Annotated in this window: 19 protein-coding genes; 11 read left to right on the forward strand and 8 right to left on the reverse strand. The window is 39.2% G+C overall.

What is annotated here, in order from left to right; translation table 11 throughout:
• Window positions 1-248 precede the first annotated feature (248 nt).
• Together pnp and AC5YD2_RS01835 are read left to right on the forward strand one after the other, a co-directional pair.
• Window positions 249-2336: a polyribonucleotide nucleotidyltransferase gene (pnp, locus tag AC5YD2_RS01830; protein WP_496124805.1), complete on the forward strand. Its 2088-nt coding sequence runs from the start codon at window positions 249-251 to the stop codon at window positions 2334-2336.
• Window positions 2337-2443: 107 nt separating this feature from the next.
• On the forward strand, window positions 2444-3667 hold the full coding sequence (locus tag AC5YD2_RS01835) for a magnesium transporter CorA family protein (RefSeq protein WP_496124806.1): 1224 nt from the start codon (window positions 2444-2446) through the stop codon (window positions 3665-3667).
• Between the two features lie 19 nt (window positions 3668-3686).
• Here the strand turns inward: AC5YD2_RS01835 and AC5YD2_RS01840 are convergent, their stop codons facing one another.
• The 6 genes from AC5YD2_RS01840 to AC5YD2_RS01865 all read right to left on the reverse strand — a co-directional run bounded on the left by AC5YD2_RS01840 (window position 3687) and on the right by AC5YD2_RS01865 (window position 10877).
• Window positions 3687-3956, reverse strand: coding sequence for an HP1242/YdcH family protein (locus AC5YD2_RS01840; RefSeq protein WP_496124681.1), 270 nt, complete (start codon window positions 3954-3956; stop codon window positions 3687-3689).
• Between the two features lie 91 nt (window positions 3957-4047).
• Window positions 4048-4386 (reverse strand): chaperone modulator CbpM, encoded by a 339-nt coding sequence (locus AC5YD2_RS01845; protein WP_496124682.1) that lies wholly within the window; start codon window positions 4384-4386, stop codon window positions 4048-4050.
• An 11-nt stretch (window positions 4387-4397) separates the two neighbouring features.
• The gene (locus AC5YD2_RS01850) at window positions 4398-5351 is read right to left on the reverse strand and encodes a DnaJ C-terminal domain-containing protein (protein WP_496124683.1); all 954 of its coding nucleotides are present in this window, start codon (window positions 5349-5351) and stop codon (window positions 4398-4400) included.
• 329 nt (window positions 5352-5680) lie between these two features.
• On the reverse strand, window positions 5681-6556 hold the full coding sequence (hslO, locus tag AC5YD2_RS01855; protein WP_496124684.1) for an Hsp33 family molecular chaperone HslO: 876 nt from the start codon (window positions 6554-6556) through the stop codon (window positions 5681-5683).
• A 50-nt stretch (window positions 6557-6606) separates the two neighbouring features.
• Complete coding sequence (locus AC5YD2_RS01860; protein WP_496124685.1) at window positions 6607-8505, reverse strand: monovalent cation:proton antiporter-2 (CPA2) family protein; 1899 nt, start codon at window positions 8503-8505, stop codon at window positions 6607-6609.
• A gap of 149 nt (window positions 8506-8654) precedes the next feature.
• The gene (locus tag AC5YD2_RS01865) at window positions 8655-10877 is read right to left on the reverse strand and encodes a primosomal protein N' (RefSeq protein ID WP_496124686.1); all 2223 of its coding nucleotides are present in this window, start codon (window positions 10875-10877) and stop codon (window positions 8655-8657) included.
• 152 nt (window positions 10878-11029) lie between these two features.
• On the opposite strand from AC5YD2_RS01865, the gene gspF reads away from it, so the two are divergent.
• From gspF to AC5YD2_RS01880, 3 genes are all read left to right on the forward strand, one after another.
• On the forward strand, window positions 11030-12235 hold the full coding sequence (gene gspF / locus AC5YD2_RS01870; RefSeq protein WP_496124687.1) for a type II secretion system inner membrane protein GspF: 1206 nt from the start codon (window positions 11030-11032) through the stop codon (window positions 12233-12235).
• A 108-nt stretch (window positions 12236-12343) separates the two neighbouring features.
• Complete coding sequence (gspG, locus tag AC5YD2_RS01875) at window positions 12344-12781, forward strand: type II secretion system major pseudopilin GspG (RefSeq protein WP_496124688.1); 438 nt, start codon at window positions 12344-12346, stop codon at window positions 12779-12781.
• Window positions 12782-13061: 280 nt separating this feature from the next.
• Window positions 13062-13400 (forward strand): hypothetical protein, encoded by a 339-nt coding sequence (locus AC5YD2_RS01880; protein WP_496124689.1) that lies wholly within the window; start codon window positions 13062-13064, stop codon window positions 13398-13400.
• Between the two features lie 129 nt (window positions 13401-13529).
• Here the strand turns inward: AC5YD2_RS01880 and lnt are convergent, their stop codons facing one another.
• Together lnt and AC5YD2_RS01890 are read right to left on the reverse strand one after the other, a co-directional pair.
• The gene (lnt, locus tag AC5YD2_RS01885) at window positions 13530-15089 is read right to left on the reverse strand and encodes an apolipoprotein N-acyltransferase (RefSeq protein ID WP_496124690.1); all 1560 of its coding nucleotides are present in this window, start codon (window positions 15087-15089) and stop codon (window positions 13530-13532) included.
• Complete coding sequence (locus tag AC5YD2_RS01890; protein ID WP_496124691.1) at window positions 15086-15925, reverse strand: CorC family transporter; 840 nt, start codon at window positions 15923-15925, stop codon at window positions 15086-15088. The genes lnt and AC5YD2_RS01890 overlap by 4 nt, the downstream gene beginning before the upstream one ends.
• A gap of 418 nt (window positions 15926-16343) precedes the next feature.
• On the opposite strand from AC5YD2_RS01890, the gene tusA reads away from it, so the two are divergent.
• The 6 genes from tusA (at window position 16344) to AC5YD2_RS01920 (ending at window position 21732) form a co-directional block, all read left to right on the forward strand.
• Entirely contained in the window at window positions 16344-16601 is a 258-nt protein-coding gene (tusA, locus tag AC5YD2_RS01895; protein WP_496124692.1) for a sulfurtransferase TusA, read from the forward strand.
• Window positions 16602-16789: 188 nt separating this feature from the next.
• Complete coding sequence (locus tag AC5YD2_RS01900; RefSeq protein WP_496124693.1) at window positions 16790-19438, forward strand: type VI secretion system Vgr family protein; 2649 nt, start codon at window positions 16790-16792, stop codon at window positions 19436-19438.
• A 1-nt stretch (window position 19439) separates the two neighbouring features.
• Window positions 19440-20144, forward strand: a complete 705-nt coding sequence (locus AC5YD2_RS01905; protein WP_496124694.1) for a hypothetical protein — start codon at window positions 19440-19442, stop codon at window positions 20142-20144.
• A 4-nt stretch (window positions 20145-20148) separates the two neighbouring features.
• Window positions 20149-20787: a hypothetical protein gene (locus tag AC5YD2_RS01910; protein ID WP_496124695.1), complete on the forward strand. Its 639-nt coding sequence runs from the start codon at window positions 20149-20151 to the stop codon at window positions 20785-20787.
• 1 nt (window position 20788) lies between these two features.
• On the forward strand, window positions 20789-21265 hold the full coding sequence (locus tag AC5YD2_RS01915) for a hypothetical protein (protein WP_496124696.1): 477 nt from the start codon (window positions 20789-20791) through the stop codon (window positions 21263-21265).
• A 101-nt stretch (window positions 21266-21366) separates the two neighbouring features.
• Window positions 21367-21732, forward strand: a complete 366-nt coding sequence (locus AC5YD2_RS01920) for a transposase family protein (protein WP_496124697.1) — start codon at window positions 21367-21369, stop codon at window positions 21730-21732.
• Window positions 21733-22090: the final 358 nt, after the last annotated feature.

A 22090-nucleotide genomic window follows, 5' to 3' on the forward strand; every position in this document is an offset into this window, starting at 1 on the left:
ATGTTACGTGCTGTAATACTGAAAACTAGAGTCTATCTAGCTTGGTCTAGATAATAGAGAAGGGGCGATGTTTCGCTCCTTCTTTGTGTCTTAAATTCATATTTTACGCGATATGAGTATTTTAATTGTCTAGTGAGGTCGGCTTCTAAGCTTTGTCATTTATAATCGAGCTCAGGGTTTCTGAGTTGTGAATGCCAAACCTTAGGGGTCTCCACTAGAAGAAAATCGGGAAACATAAAAATATGTCGATGTTTAATATTATTCGTAAAGAATTCCAATACGGTCAACACCAAGTTGTTTTAGAAACTGGTCGTGTTGCTCGTCAAGCCAATACGGTTGTGATCACAATGGGTGGGGTGCAAGTTCTTGTTGCAATCGTAGCTCAGCCAAAAGCAAAAGCAGGTCAAGACTTTTTCCCATTGACTGTTAACTATCAAGAAAAACAATATGCAGCGGGTCGTATTCCAGGTGGGTATGGCAAGCGTGAAGGTCGTCAGTCTGAATCTGAAACGCTTATTTCACGTTTGATTGACCGTCCAATTCGTCCATTGTTCCCAGAAGGTTTCTACAACGAAATCCAAGTAACAGCGACTGTTATTTCTTCTGATAAAACGATGGATGCTGATATTGCTGCAATGCTCGGTACTTCAGCTGCAATGTCAATTGCGGGTGTTCCATTCCGTGGTCCGATTGCAGGCGCACGTGTTGGTTTAATCAACGGTGAATACATTCTTAACCCGAACCACGAACAAATGAAAGAGTCTGATCTTGATCTTGTTGTTGCGGGTACTGAAGCTGCTGTACTTATGGTTGAATCTGAAGCGAAAGAGCTTTCAGAAGACCAAATGCTAGGTGCTGTGCTTTTCGGTCATGACGAAATGCAAATCGCGATTCAAGCGATTAAAGAATTTGCAGCAGCTGCGGGTGCAGTTGAATCAACTTGGGTTGCTCCAGTTAAAAATGAAGAACTTTTGGGTCAGTTAAAAGCTGCATTTGAAGCAAAAATCTCTGAAGCGTATACCATTGCTGTTAAGCAAGACCGTTATGCTGCATTAGATGCACTTCATGCCGAAGCTGTTGCTCAGTTCGTTCCAGAAAATGACGAAACGGGTATCGCTGCTGAAGTTGACGAATTATTCGAAGACCTTAAATACCGTACAGTTCGTGACAACATCTTGTCTGGTAAACCACGTATTGATGGTCGTGACACGAAAACTGTTCGTGCAATCGATGTTCAAGTGGGTGTATTAGACCGTGCTCACGGTTCTGCATTGTTTACACGTGGTGAAACTCAAGCGTTGGTTACAACGACTTTGGGTAATACTCGTGATGCGTTGATGGTTGATACGCTTGCTGGTACTAAAACTGATAACTTCATGCTTCATTACAACTTCCCTGCATACTCTGTAGGTGAAACTGGTCGTGAATCTGGTCCTAAACGTCGTGAAATCGGTCATGGTCGTTTGGCACGTCGTGGTGTTCAAGCCGTTCTTCCACCAGCTGATCGCTTCCCGTACGTGATTCGTATCGTATCTGACATCACTGAATCGAACGGTTCATCTTCAATGGCTTCTGTATGTGGTGCTTCATTGTCACTTATGGATGCAGGTGTTCCACTTAAAGCGCCAGTTGCGGGTATCGCAATGGGTCTAGTGAAAGAAGGCGAGCGTTTCGCAGTGCTTTCTGACATCTTAGGTGATGAAGATCACTTAGGTGATATGGACTTTAAAGTAGCAGGTTCTGCAAACGGTATTACTGCACTTCAAATGGACATCAAGATCGAAGGGATTACTGAAGAAATCATGGAAGCTGCATTGAACCAAGCTTATGCTGGTCGTATGCATATCTTGAATGAAATGAATCAAGTGATTTCACGCGCTCGTCCTGAAATTTCGATGCACGCGCCTACATTCCAAGTGATCAACATCAACCCTGATAAGATCCGTGATGTGATTGGTAAAGGTGGTGCGACGATTCGTGCGATCACTGAAGAAACTAAAGCTGCAATTGATATCGAAGATAACGGTACAGTTCGTGTATTTGGTGAAACTAAAGCTGCTGCTGCCGCTGCTGTTGCAAAAATCCAAGCGCTTACTGCTGAAATCGAACCAGGTACAATCTACATGGGTAAAGTGATCCGTATCGTTGAATTTGGTGCGTTCGTCAACATCCTTCCTGGTACTGATGGTTTACTTCATATCTCTCAGATTTCAAACGAACGTGTTGCGAACGTAACGGATATCTTAACTGAAGGTCAAGAAATCAAAGTACAAGTGGCTGATGTAGACAACCGTGGTCGTATTAAATTAACAATGAAAGACATTGAACAAGCTTAATCCCTTGATCTGTTTAGACTGTTATTGAAAAAAGCCTGCATCAAGCAGGCTTTTTTTATGGCATGATTTCGCCTAAGACTTACTCGAATATTCCTGACAACGTCACTATGCAAACTTATTATTTTTATCAGCATCAGACTGAACATTATATTTATGTGACTAGAACAAAAATACAGGATCAAGAGCCTGAATTTATTTGGGTGGATTGTTTACGCTCAGATGTCATCAATCGATCTGAGGAATGGAATAAAGACATTCATCAGCGTACGTCACTCGTTCTAAATGAATTTCATATCCGCGATATTCTAAATTTAGAACATCCATGTGTATTCGATACCATGGACGATTATGATTTACTCATTTTTAGAAAACTCATTACGCCTGAAGATAAAGTCATGATCAGTGACCAAGCTTTAGAAAAGCATGAAAGTCTTTTCGGCTTATCGACCACGCCAACCAGTTTTATTATTAATCCGCAAGTTTTAGTCACGATTCGTGAACAAGGCAATAAAGCGATCGAAAACTTTATCGCTCGGATTGAAACAATTGTGTGTCGTGCAATAGAAGAGCAGAACAAGCCTCGAAAGTTGGCGATAACACCAATAGATCTTACGCTTCGATTATTGAACACCATGGTTGATGGATATTTAGATCTGAGAGTGCCTTTAACAGCACGAGTGGAATATTGGCAGCAACAACTATTGCAGGGGCATCGTCGTTTTACTCAATGGAATCAGCTCTTACAAGAAAACATGGCATTTCAACAAGTTGAAAATATTTGTGAAGAGCAAATTGAAACTCTACAAGAACTTCGTGATGAAATCGTAGATAACTATCCGCATTTGAAAGGCAAAAAACAGGCTGAAAAGCAAGATTTGGTGTTGGTTCGTGTTGACGATTTAGTCAGTCATATTGAGCGTATTCAAAAACATACGACTCGATTAGGAAATTCGATTCAGGCGGCGATTGATTTGCACTTTTCAGCAGTCGCCAATCAAACCAATGAAAATATGCGGATTCTCGCTATCATTACTGCGATTTTTGCACCATTAACGTTGCTCACAGGTATTTACGGAATGAACTTTGCCGCTATTCCGGGACTGCATGATCCAAAAGGATTCTGGATCATGATCGGCATTATGTTGTTAACCACTATTGTACTCATTATCTTCTTCTATCGCAGACATTTAGTGGGTCGTGGCGAACGTAGTGTGATGGATATGTTAGCCCAACAACATAAGGATCAACATGTAAACTTTTTCTGGTTTTTAGACTATGAACCGATTAAAAAAACCATGAAAGAAGTTGAAAAAATCACACGATTCAAATAATCGACGATAATCGAATCATTTAAATTGGACTCTGAACAGAGGTTGCTTTTAAAATCTGATAAAGATGATCCTTCAACTTTAATTTTTTACGTTTTAACAGTTCGATGTCATCATTGATATTGATCAGATTCACAGGATCTTGTTCAAGCTGTGTGATCTGACGATTCAATTCATCATGATCTTCCATCAGTCGTGCAAAATGGACATCTTCATTGGCCAATTTTTGCATTAAATCCCGATATTCAGGGAACATATTTTTTAGTTTTTTATTCAAATTTTTGCTGTTCATATCGCTGTCATTACCTCATTCAAAGAATCAATCATAGAGCATGGATCAAGCACTGATTTTAAAAAAATCAGATGTGTCTAGCTGGTGGTGATCAGCTATGGGTCATTTGTACGTGTTTAACTTCTTTACGCAATTGCTGAACTTCGTCGATCAAATCTAACATCATGGCGACCGCAGAAAGACTGGCATCGAAATCACGCTGTAGGCGATAAGCACGGCGTGCACGCGATAATTCATCACCAAAAAATTGATGAATGCGTGTTTCCGAGCGAGCAGGGAGGATTTCATATTCCAAGAGTTGTAGAACCCATTCTGGGCTTTGTCCACATGCTTGGGCAAAATGGGTTAAATCGAAAATATAATGTTCATCGACAATTTCAGCTTCTAAACATCCATCTTTAATGACTTCACGATAATGAATAGTGGTCATGATTACTCTCCTTAATTCGATCTCGGATTAAAGTGTGAAAATGCTTGGGCAAAATCCTGATAAGCATTGATCTGCTGTTCGGTTTCAGCTTTCGGATAAACGATATTCAGAACCAAATAAAGATGCCCTGGTGTTTTAGAGGGAATACCTTTGTCTTTTAGGCGTAACTGTTTTCCATAGACAGTATTTTTGGGAATGCTGACTTTTACTTTTCCAGAAGGGGTCATTACTTCAATGTCTTGACCAAGTGCCGCTTCCCAAGGGCTAATATTAATATTGTAATAAATGTCAGCACCTTCAACTCGAATTTGATCAGTATTGATATATTGAATTTCAATATATAAATCACCTGCTTCACCGCCATGAATGCCTGCTTGACCTTGCTTGACTAAACGGATTTGTTGACCTTCTTTCATGCCTTTGGGAATTTTAACTTGGAGTGTTTTTCGTTGAACTTCAGGTTCACCGTAAGCATTGTATGTTGGAATTTGAAGGGTGATGGTTTGTGTTGCTCCTTCGAAAGCCACACTCAGATCCACTTCTATGCGCGCATGTTGGTCTTCACCTTTAAAGCTAAATTGTTGTGATTGGCGTTCATCGTGTGATTGTGAACCACCAGATTGATATCGACCACCACCAAAGCCTTGACCAAAACGACCAAATAAATCTTCAAAGCCTGAAAAATCGTGAGATTGATTGGAGCTGTCAGACGAATAAGATGCGCCGCCTTGGTTGAACTGATCAAAACCTTGAGGATGATCAAGTTCGAAATCATATTGTTTCTTCTTTTCATCATTATTCAGAACATCGTAAGCCACATTAATCGCCTGCATTTTTTCTTCTGCATCCGTTTCTTTACTGACATCAGGATGATATTGACGCGCAAGTTTACGATACGCTTTTTTGATATCCTCTGGACTTGCATCTCGTGAAACGCCGAGTTCTTCGTAATAGCTTTTTGCCATAATTTATCTATTTTTTTGATCAAGTTTTATTCATTATTAGCTGAGTTTGCTGTACTACAGTATTATTTCTTGGTGTTTAATTGTTTCTAATTTTTTCAATGCGCTGATCTGACCTCAATGTCATTCATATTCCTTCCATTTCCCAGAAAAATCATTTGCAGATAACGTGCTGATAGATCAAATGCTCAGCAACAATCCGTATATTTTTTTCGTCTCAAATCTCCTGTAGTTATTCTTCACATAAAAAAATGAGTAAGACCATGCTTACTCATTTTTGTACAGAATACAATCAAATTTTGATGAATTATGTATTTAAGTTATTGTTTAAATTAACTTAAATGTTCGCCAAATAAACCTAAAGCTTCTTCTGCTGTAAAGCTATAGCGAGTATTGCAGAATTGGCAATCCATGGTAATAGGATTTTGTTCTTCCAGTGTCTCTTTGACAGACTCTACACCGATTTGTTCAAGTGCAGTAGCACAACGTTCTTTTGAACAAGTACAACCGAAGTAAAGTTTTTCAACTTCAGGAAGGCGGACTTCTTCTTCGTTATATAAACGATAAAGAATTTCTTGTGCATCCAATTGCGTCAATTCATCTGCTTTTAAGGTTTCTGTCAGCATGGTGAGGCGTGGCCAAATATCTTCATCAACGCGTTGTTGCTCTTCTTCATTATTACGGGGTAATAATTGAATCAGTAAGCCACCAGCACGTTGAGCAGAACTTGCCAAAACAATACGCGTCGGAATCTGTGCAGACAAATCGTAATATTGCATTAGGCATTTTGCTAAGTTCGATTGATCTAAAGGCACGATCCCTTGATAACGCTCACCAAACTCAGGCTCAATATTTATAAACAGCACAGGGTTGACGAGCGTATTCAGTACTGTACTGCTATTTTCAGCAGTATTAAAATGAGGATCTGCCTCATAATCAGCCAGAGCACGCACTTCGCCGTTATGATCACATTCAGCCATCGCCCATTTCAACGTGCCTGATGCTTGAATTTGGAGGCTAATACGTCCTTTAATTTTAAGCGTACTTGCAAGGAGTGCGGTCGCAGTTAACATTTCACCCAAAAGGACTTGGATGGCAGGTGCATAATCACGCTGAGACAAAATAGTTTGTAATGCTTCTTCTAGATGAACGACTTCACCACGAACAGGACTGTTTTCAATATAAAAACGTTGACGTAAATCTGACATAAAATTCTCCAAATCCCTGCTTAGATGGTGACGAAATTGTAAATCACAAGTTAATTTTCTTCATCACGACAGACATTAATTTGATCTTGGGGAGGATGGTTTCGAGTACCTGTGAATTTAGACGCATCGGCATGATGTCTATAGACATTGGGTCCAAGCTCTAAAGTCGAATGATGCTCATGAAGATTCTTTGAATCACTTTCAAAAATATGTTCTAACTCTGCAAGGAATCCACGATAACTTTCATATACTTTCTGTTCATCCGTGTAAATTCTTTGCTGTTCTGCGATTAATCTCTCATCATAGTCCCTGAAAAGCTCGATGCTTTCACGTGCTTCTTGTTCAGGGATATCCAATAAACATAATGTTCGATAGGCCATGCCCAAAGATGATAAATAGGTTTCACGCCAAATGTATTCTATGCCTAAATCTTTCAGTAAGTGCATGTGATAACGGTCACGTGCACGAACAATCAACATCAAACTTGGATAGTTTAAGCGAAGATGACGTGCCACATTCATCGAAACTTCGACATCATCGATTGCCAAAACAAAGACTTTGGCCTGTTGAATGCCCGCAGAACGTAATAATTCAGGTTGAGTTGCATCACCATAGTATAGCTTACCGCCATATTTACGAACAAAATCGATCCGTTCTAAATTGTTATCAATCGCGGTAAAGGGGAGACGATGCATATGTGCCAGACGTGCAACAATTTGTCCAACTCGACCAAAACCGGCAACGATCATGTGTGGATGTTGATCAGGCACATCATCATACTCGGGGGCTTCACTCTGTCGATCTAAAAGAGGCACTAACCATTTCGTCACCATCCAAAATAGAATTGGGGTGAATGCCATTGAAACTGTCACGATCAAAGTCACAGGATTCATAATCGCATCGCTGATCACCTTCTCACTTTTGGCCACAGCAAGAATGACATAAGCAAACTCACCGCCTTGAGCTAAACATACAGCAGTTAAAACACTTTGTTTCCAGTTATATTGATAATATCGAGCAACACCTAACATGATGATTGCTTTCAGCAACATCAATAATAAAGCGCCACCGATGATCAGCAAAGGTTGCTCGACAATTAATGCTAAAGGTGTGGTCATCCCAACCGTCATAAAGAACAGACCCAGTAATAACCCTTTAAACGGCGTAATACTGGCTTCTAACTCATGTCTAAACTCAGAATCTGCTAAAAGCACACCGGTTAAAAATGCGCCTAAAGTTGTGCTGATGCCGAGTACATCCATCAGTACGACGACAGCCAGTACAATAAATAAGCCTGCGGCCGTCACCAGTTCAGTTGCACCACTTTTGACAATGAATCTAAAGAAAGGTCGCATGACGTAACGACTAAATAAAAATAAGCCTGTAAATGTGGCAACAATGGCGGCAAAGTAAGCAATACCGTGATGGGGCGATTCTGTGCCAGCCAGTAGAGGAATAATCGCAAGCAGTGGAATCGCGGCGATATCCTGAAGCAGTAAAATGGAAAAAGACTGCTGACCATAGGTGGTATTGAGCTGTTGTTTTTCTGAAAGAAGTTGTAGGACGAAGGCTGTTGAAGACAGCGCCAGTGCAAAGCCAATAACGAAGCTGGCACTTAAGCTTTGTTGAAACAGCAACCAAATCGTTGCCATCAAGATCACGCCTGTAATGATGACTTGTGAACTACCAATGACAAAAATTGAACGTCGCATTTGCCACAACCGTTGTGGACGCAGCTCAAGACCAATCAGAAACATCAATAAAATCACACCGAATTCAGCTAAGTGCGAAATGGCAGTGGTGTCTTGAGCAATATTAAATGCACTTGGCCCAAGCAAAATGCCTGTAAAAAGATAGCCCAGTACGGTTGCAACGCCGAATCTTTTTCCAAGTGGAACAAGAATTAATACAGCGCCTAAGAAAATCGTTATTTGAAGCAAAAGCGACATCGGCTCTTCCTAAGCATCATCATGATTGGTCTTTAGAAATTGTAATCTTGAAAAGTATGCATGTGTATGAAAATTTGTGTGATTCATTTTTATTGAACTCATGTAAATAATAATGATGATTTACATATGATTTAGTCATTTCTATGAAACTAACTCAGTTCTTGTGGATCGACATCAATGGTCAGTTTCATTGTAGATGGCTTGTAGAATAAAACGTGTTGCCACCATTCACGAACGTAGAAGTGTAGTTTGGCACGGTCACCCGATAATAAAACCACATGCGCTTGGAAGCGACCTGCCTTACGTTCCATCGGTGCTGGAATGGGTCCCCAGATATCAATCAAATCACCTGAATGCTGACGTAAAAGTTGAGTCATTTCATTCAAGAATTTTTGATTCTCTTCTTGGCTTTTAGATTCACAGCGGAGCATGACTGCATAACGATAGGGTGGAAGCAGTGCAATCTCACGATCATGCAAAGTTTCTTTAGCAAAGGCTCGATAGTCTTTGGTGATTAAAGTATTTAATAAAGGATGATCAGGTCGGAGCGTTTGTAAAAAAACTTCCCCTTTTTTGTCACCACGACCTGCACGACCTGCCACTTGAATAATGAGCTGAGCGGTGCGTTCCGTGGCACGAAAATCGACACTGAGTAAGCCTGAATCGATATCTAGAATCGCAACTAACGTAACATAAGGAAAATGATGACCTTTCGCGAGCATTTGTGTGCCCAATAAAATCATGGGTTCACTTTTGTGGATTTGATCGTAGATTTTTTGCCAACTTCCGACACGACTGGTGGAGTCACGATCGACACGAATAATATTTTGATTGGGAAAAAGCTCATTCAGACTTTCTTCAACCTTTGCTGTTCCCATGCCGATTGGCTTTAAAGTGCTTTGATTGCATTGAGGACAGGCATCAGGAAGTCGATTGATTGTTCCGCAATGGTGACAGTGTAAATGTTCGTATGGTTTCTTATGCAGAGTAAAGTGCGCATCGCAATGAGGGCAACTGGCTTGCCATGCACAGCTTTCACAAATTAGAACAGGGGCGTAACCACGTCGATTTAAAAATATGAGGACTTGTTCTTTCTTATCTAGTCTTGCTTGGATTTCTTTGATGAGCGTTTCGCTTACGCCATGCTGTTTTTTGGCAATTTTTAAATCAATCAAATGCATTTTAGGCATGCTTGCACCACCAGCGCGGTGATTTAATTCTAAACGCGTTAATTTTCCTTGTTGTGCAACGTGAAAACTGTCAACACTCGGTGTCGCTGAACCTAACACAATCGGGCATTTTTGCAGATGTGCACGATACATTGCGACATCGCGTGCATGATAGCGAAAGCCCTCATGCTGTTTAAACGATAAATCATGTTCTTCATCTAGAATGATCAGCCCCAAATTTGGCATCGGGGTGAAGAGCGCTGAACGTGTACCAATAATAATCGACGCTTTGCCTGTTTGCGCATGTTGCCATGCTTGAAGGCGCTTACTGTCGTTCAGACCTGAATGAAGTAAGGCGATGTTGCAATGAAAACGGGACTGAAAACGGCTGATGGTTTGTGGGGTCAGCCCAATTTCAGGCACTAAAACCAGCACTTGTTTGCCTTGTTTTAAAACCTCATACATGACTTGCAAATAAACTTCCGTTTTACCACTGCCTGTTAGGCCGTCGAGTAGAAAGGCTTGATATTTTTTTAAGGATTTAAGAATATTTTGAATCGCAACTTTTTGCTCTTCATTGGCGGTTAACGGCATTTGAGCCAGTTGCACAGGTTCTGGTGTGAAATCTTGTGGTTCAAGCTCACATTGGATAATGCCTTTTTTTTCGATTGCTTTGAGTGTCGCTGTTTCAACCCCACTCAAATTCAATATGGTCTCCGCCGTTCCATGTGGATGTAGTTTTAAAATTTTATATGCATCTTGTTGTTTTAAGGAGCGTTTGAGTTTGTCTTGCGCATCTGGATCAATGATTTTCCAAGTCAATGCGAGCAGGTTGTATGGCTTACCTTGACGTAATAAAGTCGGAATCGCACTATGCATGACTTCGCCAATCGGAAATTGATAATAAGACGCTGACCATTTCACTAAATTTAAAACTTGATCATCTAAAATGGCATGATCATCCAAAAGTTTGGTAATGGCTTTAAGTTTAAATCGGGGATCAAGCGGTGCATCCAGAGGCAATTTTTCTGTGATTAAACCCACGAGATTTTGTCTGCCAAAAGAGACAGAAACACGAGCCCCTATAGCCGCTTGATCATACTGTTCAGCAGAGACTTGGTAGTCAAAACAATCATAAAGATGCACAGGCACTGCGACGCGAATGCGATAGATGGCTGGGCTTATTTCTGTTGTATTTGACATAAATAGAGTATAACTCGCTGAGTTAAAATTGATCGTTAAGCTGAAAGGCTTATGTTAAAGTAAATGATCATTTGTAAAGATTGAATATGAATGATTTTAGTGGTCTGACGCAATACCGAAGACAAATTAATTGGACATACTAGAGCATTATAATGCCTGCATATCAATATACCGCTGTAGATGAATCAGGGAAACAGCAGAAAGGCGTGCTAGAAGGTGATTCAGCACGGCAAATTCGGCAACAACTTCGGGACAAACAATGGATCCCAATTCATGTTGATGCTGTTGAGTCGAAAGATAAACAACAATCTACAAGCATCTTTCGTAAAAAATTTACAGCCTATGATTTGGCATTGATGACACGTCAACTGTCAGTTTTAGTTGCAGCAGGTATTCCACTTGAAGAAGCCTTGCATGCGGTCACCAAACAAAATGAAAAAGCGCATATTAAAAATTTGATGGCATCTGTTCGTTCAAAAGTGATGGAAGGGCATTCCTTAGCTCAAGCGATGCAGCAGTCCAGTAGTTTTCCTGATCTCTATATTGCAACGATTGCAGCAGGAGAGCGTTCAGGTCATTTGGATTTAATTTTAGATCAGTTAGCCGACTACACTGAAAACCGTTTTGCGATGCAAAAGAAAATTCAAGCCGCGATGGTCTATCCGATTATTTTGATGTTGATGTCATTTGCTATTGTGATGGGACTGATGACCTATGTTGTTCCAGACATTGTCAAAACCTTTGATCAAAATAAAGATGCTTTGCCTTGGATCACGGTTGCCTTAATGAAATCAAGTGACTTTATTCGACAGGCTTGGCCATTTATGTTGGTATTTTCAGGTCTTGGTATTTTCCTATTGATTCGTTTTTTAAGAACATCGGCAGGACACTATGCCTTTGATCGCTTAACGTTGAAATTACCACTCTTTGGAAAGCTCTCCAAGGGGATTAATGCGGCACGTTTTTCCAGTACTTTATCCATTTTGACTCAATCAGGCGTACCTTTGGTCGATGCATTAAAAATTGGTGCTGCGGTCAGTAATAATTGGGTCATTCGAGATGCAGTCAATGTTGCAGCGGGAAAAGTCACGGAAGGTGGTAACTTAGGAACGCAGTTAGAACGTTGTGGTTATTTCCCCCCGATGATGGTGCAAATGATCAAAAGTGGTGAAACATCGGGGGAACTCGATCGAATGCTAGATCGAGCTTCAATCATGCAGGATCGTGAAGTCACAACCTTGATTTCCACACTCTTGGCGCTACTTGAACCTTTAATGCTGATATTGATGGCAGGAATAGTCTTAGTGATTGTGATCGCAGTGATGTTGCCAATCGTTAATATGAATAATATGATTTAATCAATTCGCAATGGATATGTGCCAATATTGAATAATAGATAGAAGTTTTGATGAAAGACTGATGAAAAGAATCATTGAAGAATTTGACGTTATATAGAGAGAAATTGAATGCAATACAAAGCGATGCAGGGTAAGCAATCAGGTTTTACTTTAATTGAAGTGATGGTTGTGATTGTGATTTTAGGTGTTTTAGCGGCACTGATTGTACCAAACGTCATGGGACGTGGTGAAAAAGCCAAAGTTGATACCACCTTGATCACCTTAAAAGGGGTAGCGGGTGCATTGGATCAATACAAATTAGACAATAACCAATATCCGTCTATGCAAGATGGTGGTTTGGATGCATTAGTCAATCAACCTGCATCTGCAAAAAATTGGTTGCCAGGCGGTTATGTCAAAGGTGGATATCCAAAAGATAGTTGGGATAACGACCTGCAATATGTCATTCCAGGTTCTGAAGGACGTACCTTTGATTTATATTCTTTTGGTGCGGATGGTAAGCAAGGTGGTGAAGGAAATGATGCAGATATTTTCTATACACCTTAATTGAAAATCATTCTGATTTACTTGGCATGGAAATAATCACTTCATTTGATCGAATTAATAAATACCAAATGAAGTGATAATGTTTATCATTTAATTTAAAAATATAAATAATTGATTTTTATTGAAATTAAAATAATATCTACCTGAGAGTTATAATAAGAATCACTCCCATATTTAATAGTTACAATAAAATTAAAATATGGATAAATATAGACTTTTTATTTTTTAAAATCCTTGCATAATAGATCGTAATATATAGGAATTTGATGGAGGGGGTTAAATGAAAGCATTATTTATCGCAGATGAAATCAATCAATTTCATTGGTCAATGCTAAAATCCGTTCTGTTGATTCTTAGCTTATTACCACTGAGCCAATTTTTTATCAGCCTGTGGCAGCACACAGATGGCAGTAGCCAAATCATGGTGGGATTTATGGCGATTAGTGTGTTTAGCGCGATCTCTATAATCAGCTTTTGTAGTGCATTGAATGCAAGTGTGATGAATGTTCAGCAAAATGAACAACCTGCTGCATTTGAACAGGCGGTCGTAAAACTTTATCGTTATGTGCCAATGTTAAGTTTGGCTGTGATGATGTCTTATTTAGCAACTCAGTTCTAATGACATATTTTAAAGTTGCTTCTATTCCGAAGAGGATGAGTTTAAAAAGATTTTGCTAAAGCTCATGCAAAAACCCGAAGATTAATCTTCGGGTTTTTTATTGGTTTATGTTTTATTTCAGCGGATCGATTAACGTCTTGATTTAAATGAAACGTCAACTTTACGTGGACGGTAAATCCAGCCGATTGCTAAAAGTAATAATGACAAGATCAGGATAGGCCAATCACTTAAACGGTTGTATAAGGTTTGACCTTGCATCGCAGGTAAATCGCCACGTAGAACCGCTCTTTCATCCATAGGGGCTTGTTTAACAATATGCCCGTGATGGTTAATAAATGCCGTCACGCCTGTATTGGTTGCACGAATAAACCAACGACCATTTTCTTTAGCGCGCATTTGAACCATTTGTAAGTGTTGTAACGGCCCCGCTGTCCCTTTAAACCACGCATCATTTGAAACGGTGATGAGGAAATCGCTGTTCGTTGCATTGCGACGCGTTAAGTTCGGATAAGCCACTTCGTAGCAAATGGCTGCCGCTAAATTTCTGCCTTTAATTGAAAAGGGTTGCTGATTACGATCACCGCGTGAAAAACCACTCATGGATGGATCATTTTGAAGGGCAGGAAGCACCCAGCTTAAAAAACCAGACAGGGGAATGTATTCACCAAAAGGCACTAAACGTTGCTTTTTATACAAACCAGACGCATCACTGCCAGATGCCATCATGGCGTTGTAATACATGGGATACCCTTGTTGTTGAGACTCTTCAAGATCCCAATAGGGGATGCCTGTCACCCAAGCGGTATCCGTGGTTTTGCCTTGTTGATCAAGCGCTTTCAAAAATGGTTCGATGTCGGTTTGGAACAGTGGGATAGATGATTCAGGCCAAACAATAAGATCACGTCCCCATTCACTACGACTTAACTCGGCGTAGATTTCCAAAGTTTTAACTTGGTATTCAGTCAGCCATTTTAAATCTTGTGGAATGTTGCCTTGAATTAAAGAGACTGAAAGTGGTTTTTCAGCTTTTTCTTCCACAAATTGAATAGAAGAGACTGCCCACGCACCAACAATTAAAAAGAGTGAAATGAATGCCCATGCATATTTTTTTCGCAGTATTTCAACCAATGCACATGCCAATAAAATAACCACAAAAGAAACGGCATAAACACCAAAAAGCGGTGCGTAGTTATCGAGTAAGCGTTCGGTAAATGCATATCCTGCGAAGAGCCAAGGAAAACCTGTAAATACCCATGTTTTTGCCCATTCAAAGAGCACCCAAATTGGCGCAAAAGTCAGCGGTGTTTCTGGGAAGAAACGTCGGTATAACCAAGTTTGAAATGCGGTAAATAGACCCATCAAAAGTGCCATGAGGACAATCATCAACACACTTAAAAATGCATGGGTATCGCCGTAGACATGGATTGAGGTATAAAGCCAAAAAGCACCGACAAACCAAAGACCAAAGCCATAAGACAGACCAATGGCAAAAGCTTGCTTCGCTGTTTTTTGCTGCAAAACAGCATAGAGCAAAGCTGGAGAAAGAATGGCTAACCACCACCAATGAAAGGGTGCTAATGCAAAACTAAAGATTGCCCCTGAAATAAGCGCAATCAATAGTGGAAAAATAAAAGGAAGTGGTTTTTGTTGTTTTGAAGAATTTAACTGTTTGTCAAAAAAAGCGCTCATTTACGTACGGCTCGAATCAGATGAATAGTGCGGGCATCTGCTTCGATAATGGTGAATTCCCAATTATCGAGTTCAATCACTTGCCCTTGTAGATCACTTACAAGACCAATTTCTTGAAGCAACAGACCGCCCATAGTCTCTACTTCATCATCAGAAAAATCAGCATCTAAAATATTGTTGAAATGTTCAATTGGTGTAAGTGCCTGAACCATCCACGTATTTGCTGTTTCAGGAGATTGATCGGGAATAATATAGTTGGCTTCTTCATCGGTATTGTCATGCTCATCTTCGATTTCACCGACAATTTCTTCCAAAATATCTTCTAAAGTGACCAATCCAGAGGTTGTGCCATATTCATCAATCACAATGGCAATATGGGTCTGCGTATTTTTCAACATACGGAGTACTTGGTCAGAGCGAGCGCTTTCTGGAACGAAAATAGGTTGGCGCATGAGGGCATGCACAGTGATGGTTGAATCACGGTGACTTAAAAATGGCAGAAGATCTTTAGCCAGTAAAATACCCACCACATTATCAGGCTGATCTGTTGAGAAAACAGGGAAGCGTGAGTGAGCTGATTCAATTAAAACGGGCAATATATCAAGAAGATCATCATCTTCCTGTAAGCTGACCATTGAAGTGCGTGGAGTCATCACTTCACGAATTTTAGTTGCTGGAAGTTCAAAAATACCTTCAAGCATTGCAACGGTATCTGGCTCAAGTAATCGACGAGAATCTTGTACGATTTTTAATAGTTCATCTCGGGTTTCTGGCGCTGTACCTAACCATTTGCGTAAACCGCGCATACCCCATGATGTACCTGACTCATCTTGCATGATCTTTCCTGAAGACTCTTGAAATAAAAATAATATTTTTATCATACCTTAGAAAAAAAAGAAGTCTATGCATAAACTTCAACAGTAGTCGGAATGATTCAATTGCTTTGAAAAACAAGGTTCATTTCAAGTACACAATAAACTCATTTTAGAAAAGTACATGATTCATAATAAAAAATCTTTAGTTAAGTGGCTTAGGAAAGAAAGCATATCGAAATAAGTTTATCGATGAATATGTGGTTCATTCACTTAACAGTTTGCATGCTTTTATTGAATACTATGGAAATAGAAAATTTCATAATTCATTAAAATTTATTTTTAAACTCAATATTGCAGAAACTGATCAGCTGTAAATTGATGGAGTGGTTGTAGTGTTAGGCTATGTTAGAATAGTTTGATTTTTAATTTGAGTGAAACCATGACAGATTCAAATGCTACGCCTGCCATTCAAATCAATACACGTGGTTTACGTTGCCCTGAACCCGTGATGATGTTACATCAAGCGATTCGAAAATCTAAGTCGGGTGACATTGTTGAAGTTTTTGCTACAGATAATTCTACATCGTGGGATATCCCAAAATTTTGTATGCATTTGGGGCATGAATTGCTCCTTCAAGAAGAGCGTTTAGATGTTGATGGAAATAAGGAATTTCATTACCTGGTTAAGAAGGGATAATCAAATTATTTGTTATTGAGAAAAGGCACTCTTGAGATGAAAGAATAAGCCAATCAAAATCAGGATTGGTTGGCTTTTTGACTTTATTGATCTAATCAATTTACATAAAACTGTTAATTTTTAAGCTAATTCTCTTATTTTTTGTTTATACTAACCTCAAAATATTTCAATAATAATTAATTTGGCTAATGAATAGTTTTTTAAACAACATTAATAGCGTTTTAGATGGTTTGGGTATTGGCGTAAAAAAACGAGCAATACACGTACAATTTTCCAATCCAAGCTTAAATCAAGAAGTCTTTCTGCAACGCATAGATGGACAACACACGCTGAATGAAGGCATCCAAGCAGAACTGATCTGTCTATCGACTAATGCCACCATCTCCCTTAAAGCATTCATCGGATGCCAAGTCGCTGTGGACCAAGTTACCGACCAAGGCAAACTGTTCCGTACCACAGGCATTATCACCGAAGCAGCCCAAGGGCAAAGCGACGGTTCACTGACCCTCTACAAACTCAATTTAGCAGATGCAACCGCACTGTGGCACAAACGCCGCAACAGTCGCGTGTTTATGAACAAATCAGCCGTCGAAGTGATCGAAACCCTCTTCCAAGAATGGCAAAACAAAAGCCCACTGTTTGCCTCAAGTCTCAGTCTTGATTTGAGTGGACTGAAACAACAATACGACGTCCGTCCCTTCATCATGCAAAGCAACGAAACGGACTACGACTTCCTGACCCGCCTCATGCGCAGTGAAGGCATCAACTGGCTAGTGGACGAAGCACAACACCAAGTACCGGTATCCACAAGCCCGATCGAAGCCCAAAAACTCCGCCTGATTGACGACAACAGCCAATACCAAGCACTGGAACGCAGAAACATCCGCTTCCACCGCAGCAGTGCCACAGAAAAACAAGACAGCATCACCAGCTTTATCGGACAACGCAGCATCCAACCGACCGCAGTCCACGTACAACGCTGGCAAGCCGATGTACTCGAACAAGAAGAAGGTGCAGGTACAGTCCAAAGCAAACACCAACACAGCAGTAACCAAGACAATGCCAGTCTAGGTTTAGAACAAGCTTGGCACGTGAGTCCTGCCTGGATGCAAGACCTCAAAGGCGAAGACCAAGCCACAGCCTCAGGCAACAGCCAGATCGAAAAGCTGAACCAAAACCTCAGCAACTACTATGATGCCCAAAGCAAACAATTCATTGCCAGCTCCACCGTACGAGACACCCAAGTCGGTTACTGGTTTGAACTCAACGAACACCCAGAGATCGACCAACACAGCGGATCAGACAAAGAATTCCTGATCACAGGCAAACAATACTACAACCAGAACAACCTACCCAAAGACCTGACCGATCAAATCAACCAACTGCTCAAACAAAGCAATTGGAACAGCAACTTCAAACGCGAACACGACCAAGAAGAACGCCAAGGCAACAGCCTGATCTTGCAACGACGCAATATTCCCACAGTTCCAGAATACAACCCATTACAACACCGCCCAGCAGCCCACCCACAACGTGCCAAAGTGGTGGGACCAAGTGGTGAAGAAATCCATGTGGATGAATGGGGACGTATCAAAGTCCGCTTCCTGTTCAGCAGAGCCGAGGACAACCAAGCTAATGGTGGAGCAGGCTCCAACAACAACGACACCGACTCCGCATGGGTGGATGTACTGACCCCGTGGGCAGGTGAAGGCTACGGCGCACGCTTCCTACCCCGTATAGATGAAATCGTGGTGATTGACTTCTTTGATGGCAACATCGACCGACCCTTTGTGGTGGGACGCATCCACGAAGCCCAACGTAGTCCAACCAAATTCGACACCAAAGGACAACTGCCAGACACTAAGAAGCTGGCAGGCATCCGTTCCAAAGAAGTCGGGGGTGCAGGCTTTGGACAGCTCAGATTCGATGACACCACAGGGCAAATCAGCACCCAACTGCAAAGCAGTCATGGCACAAGTCAGCTTAATCTGGGGAACTTAAGTCATCCAAAAGAGGCAGAGACCAGTGAAGGACGCGGAGAAGGCTTTGAGCTGAGAACCGATCAATGGGGCGCATTAAGAGCAGGGCAAGGTTTATTGCTGAGCACACACGCCCAAGGCGAAGCCAGTGGCCATCATTTGGATGCCAATGAAGCCAAGAGTCAGCTTGAAAGTAGCTTAAACAACTCAAAAGCCTTAAGTGAAGTGGCGAAGAATCAGCAGACCGATCCTTTAGAGAACCTAGATCAACTAAAAGCCTTTGTTTCTCAGCTTGAATCTGATTCATCAGAGGGCGGTAAGAGCAAGGCTGATGCTTTTAAATCTGCGCTGATGTTATTGGCATCGCCAAATAGTATTGCACTGGCATCCAATGAAGATATTCATTTATCGGCAGAACGTTACTTAAATTTAAATGCGAGTGACAGTATTAATCTCAGTACGCAAAAGTCTTTGATTGGACATGCACAATCTAAAATTAGTTTATTTGCGGCGCAAGAAGGGGCAAGGCTTTATGCAGGTAAAGGGAAAATTGAGATTCAAGCACAAAGTGATGGTGCTGACTTGATCGCTCGTAAAGGCATTCAGATTATTTCGACTGAAGACAAAATTGAAATTAAAGCGAGTAAAAAAATTGTGTTAATTGCGGGTGGATCACAGATTGAGATTAGTAGTGCTGGCGTGCTACCAACGACTGCTGGTAAGTTTGAGGTGAAGGCGGGGCAGCATAATTTTGTTAAAGGTCAAAATATTGCGAATGAAATTAAGAGAATGCCAGATATATGCGTAGATTGTTTAATTAAATCAGCTAAGGAATTAAGTTTTTTTATACAAGGCTAAAATGAAATCATATGTAATTGTGGATATAATAAAGTATCCTAAAATAATTGAACAATTAGATGCATTTTGTGTCGAGTATCAAATGTTATTTGATGGTCTGAAAAATGAGTCAATCTTATCTAAGTCACCTATTGTATTTAATTATTTTGAAAATTTTCACTTAATTGATTGTGTAGTTGTTTATTCAAATCTGAATTTAAATGACTTTTGTATATCTTTCTTAGAAAGATGTTTTTTATTTGATTATTCTGAAAATTTGATGTGTAAACTATATGATCCATTTACTTTGTATAGTTTAATTTTTATTTTAGATTTTAGTCAAAAAAAAGTAATTTTTTCAAAATTTAAATATGTATTTGTTAGTTTTAAGGGGGAGTTTAGATTTTTTAAAAATCAATTTGAAGGTGATTTATTTAAATTAAGTATTAATGATTTTCAATTTAATTTGATTTTTGAAGCTAGACTGAATCTTTTAAAAATTAATATCTACGAAAAATATAGCTATCAGTATAAATACGATATTATTGCAGATTTGGTTGAATATGCAGTTGATTGTGACATAAGTGATTTTATTAAAATTCAGGAGTTTGTTGATTGTGGTTTGAGATTTGATTTAACTTATATTAAACAAAATCTTGGTGAAGTGTTAGAAGATAAATACACTCCTGATAGTATAAAAATATTAGAAATAAAAAACTTAGGATAGAAATATGTCAGATCCATTTGAACAGATTAGAAGAGAAATGGCTCAAAAGCAATCATCAATAACTAACTGTAAAAAAAATGAAGTTATTTTGGAGCTAGCGGCAAAACCATTGAGTAAGGAGTATATGTATATGTGGGCGTATCCTGAAGGTCCACGACATATTGCAATAAGAGTTCCATTATATAGGTTGCATATGTATACGAAGTGTCATACTGGGTATTATTTTAAAGTATGTAGATTCGGCCCAAGATGTCTATATGACAAAAATAATAATCCTATATTGTCGGTCGCTGGTTTAGCTGATCAACAAACCCATAAAATGAGATGGTATCCAGAATACAGATTACATAGTACTGATCAAGCTGAAAATGGAGCATGGATTGTTACTGGTAATTTTTTGATCCATGATGGTCCTGATTCTTTTTCTTTTGATGAAATGTATGGAACAGCTGGTTGTCTTGAAGTTTTTGGTAAGAATGGATTCTCTACATTTAATCAAAAAATGTTAGAACTTTCTGGGGAATCTAGCCTTAAGAAAGTTAAATCTAAAATTACATACCATAAATCCATCCGTCCAAAGTTTAATGATTACAGAATGATTGATGTTAGAACTAAGGAACTAGTAAATAAAGGGAGAATATAGAGTGTTAAAGTATTTATTATTATTTATTTTAATTATTGGTAATAAGTATGCGTATGCTGGATGTGGATTTAATTCAGAGGAGGTCAGATACTTAAATATATATAACTATACAATCTTGCAGAGCTATAGTGTTGGTCAAAATATTTCCAAATTAAATTATGGTAAATCAGATATAGAAAATAATTTTTTAAAAAGAATTTCATCCAAAACTTCCAATATTTGTCAAATAGATTATCGTTCATATTTATTCGAAAGTAATAATAAAGAAATAGGTGTGATTTCTATTAAATTTGAAAAATTAGCAGATAGAGATATTTTTTTAAGAGAAATGGAAAAAAGCCGAGGCCGTATAAATAATAAAATTATGATTTCTTTTGAAGTTGATGTTATTGATAAATCAGTATATATATATTATGGAACGTATAACTTTTTAAAAACTAATATTCAGCATAAAAATGCTAAGATGGTAGTTAATTAATTTTAATAATAGATTAGATCTCTTTCATAAATCAAAAAACGATCTTTCTTTTGCCGATTATTTGTACCAAAGAATTTTAAATAATCGAGCATAATTTGCGGATGAAATATATCGATTCAAAGAAGCTTTCTGAAACACAGTTTAAGCGATACACAGGCATCTCATGGTCAACATTTTATTTAATGGTTGAGCAATTACAGAAGCATATTCCTGCGAAAGGCAGACCCTCTAAATTGAGCATAGAGGATCAGATCCTTCTGTGCTTAAGTTATTGGCGTGAATACCGAACATTGTTCCATGTTGCAACAAGTTATGGTGTGTCAGAGCTTACTGGTTCAAGAATCGTCCACCTTGTAGATGATTACCTCATCAAGTCCAACTTATTTAATTTACCAAAGTATTTACCTGAAAGTAAAGGCACTCACTGGAATGTGGTGATCGTAGATGCCACAGAAATTCCAATATAAAGGCCTAAAAACAGAAGAAAAGCTAAAGTGGCAAGAAAAAGGTGCATACTTTCAAAGTACAAGCCATCATTCATTATCAAACTCAGCAAATTATGAGTTTATATATAGCTAAATATATTTCTATAGCTACATGATTAATTTATTTTAATTTTTAAATATCAATATCCTATGTCAATTAAAATGTAGTCTATAGTTTTACGCTAGCTATACGAATAGGGGTGCTGTACATGATTTTGAACTATTCAAACACAATTTAAAATAGGTTGCTGAAGGATCTTTTATCTTTGCAGATAAAGGCTATTAAGGAATTTATGCAGTGTATTCAAATAGCCTATTACCATGAAAAGCAAAAAGGCGC

The organism is Acinetobacter sp. CY73, assembly GCF_059515865.1.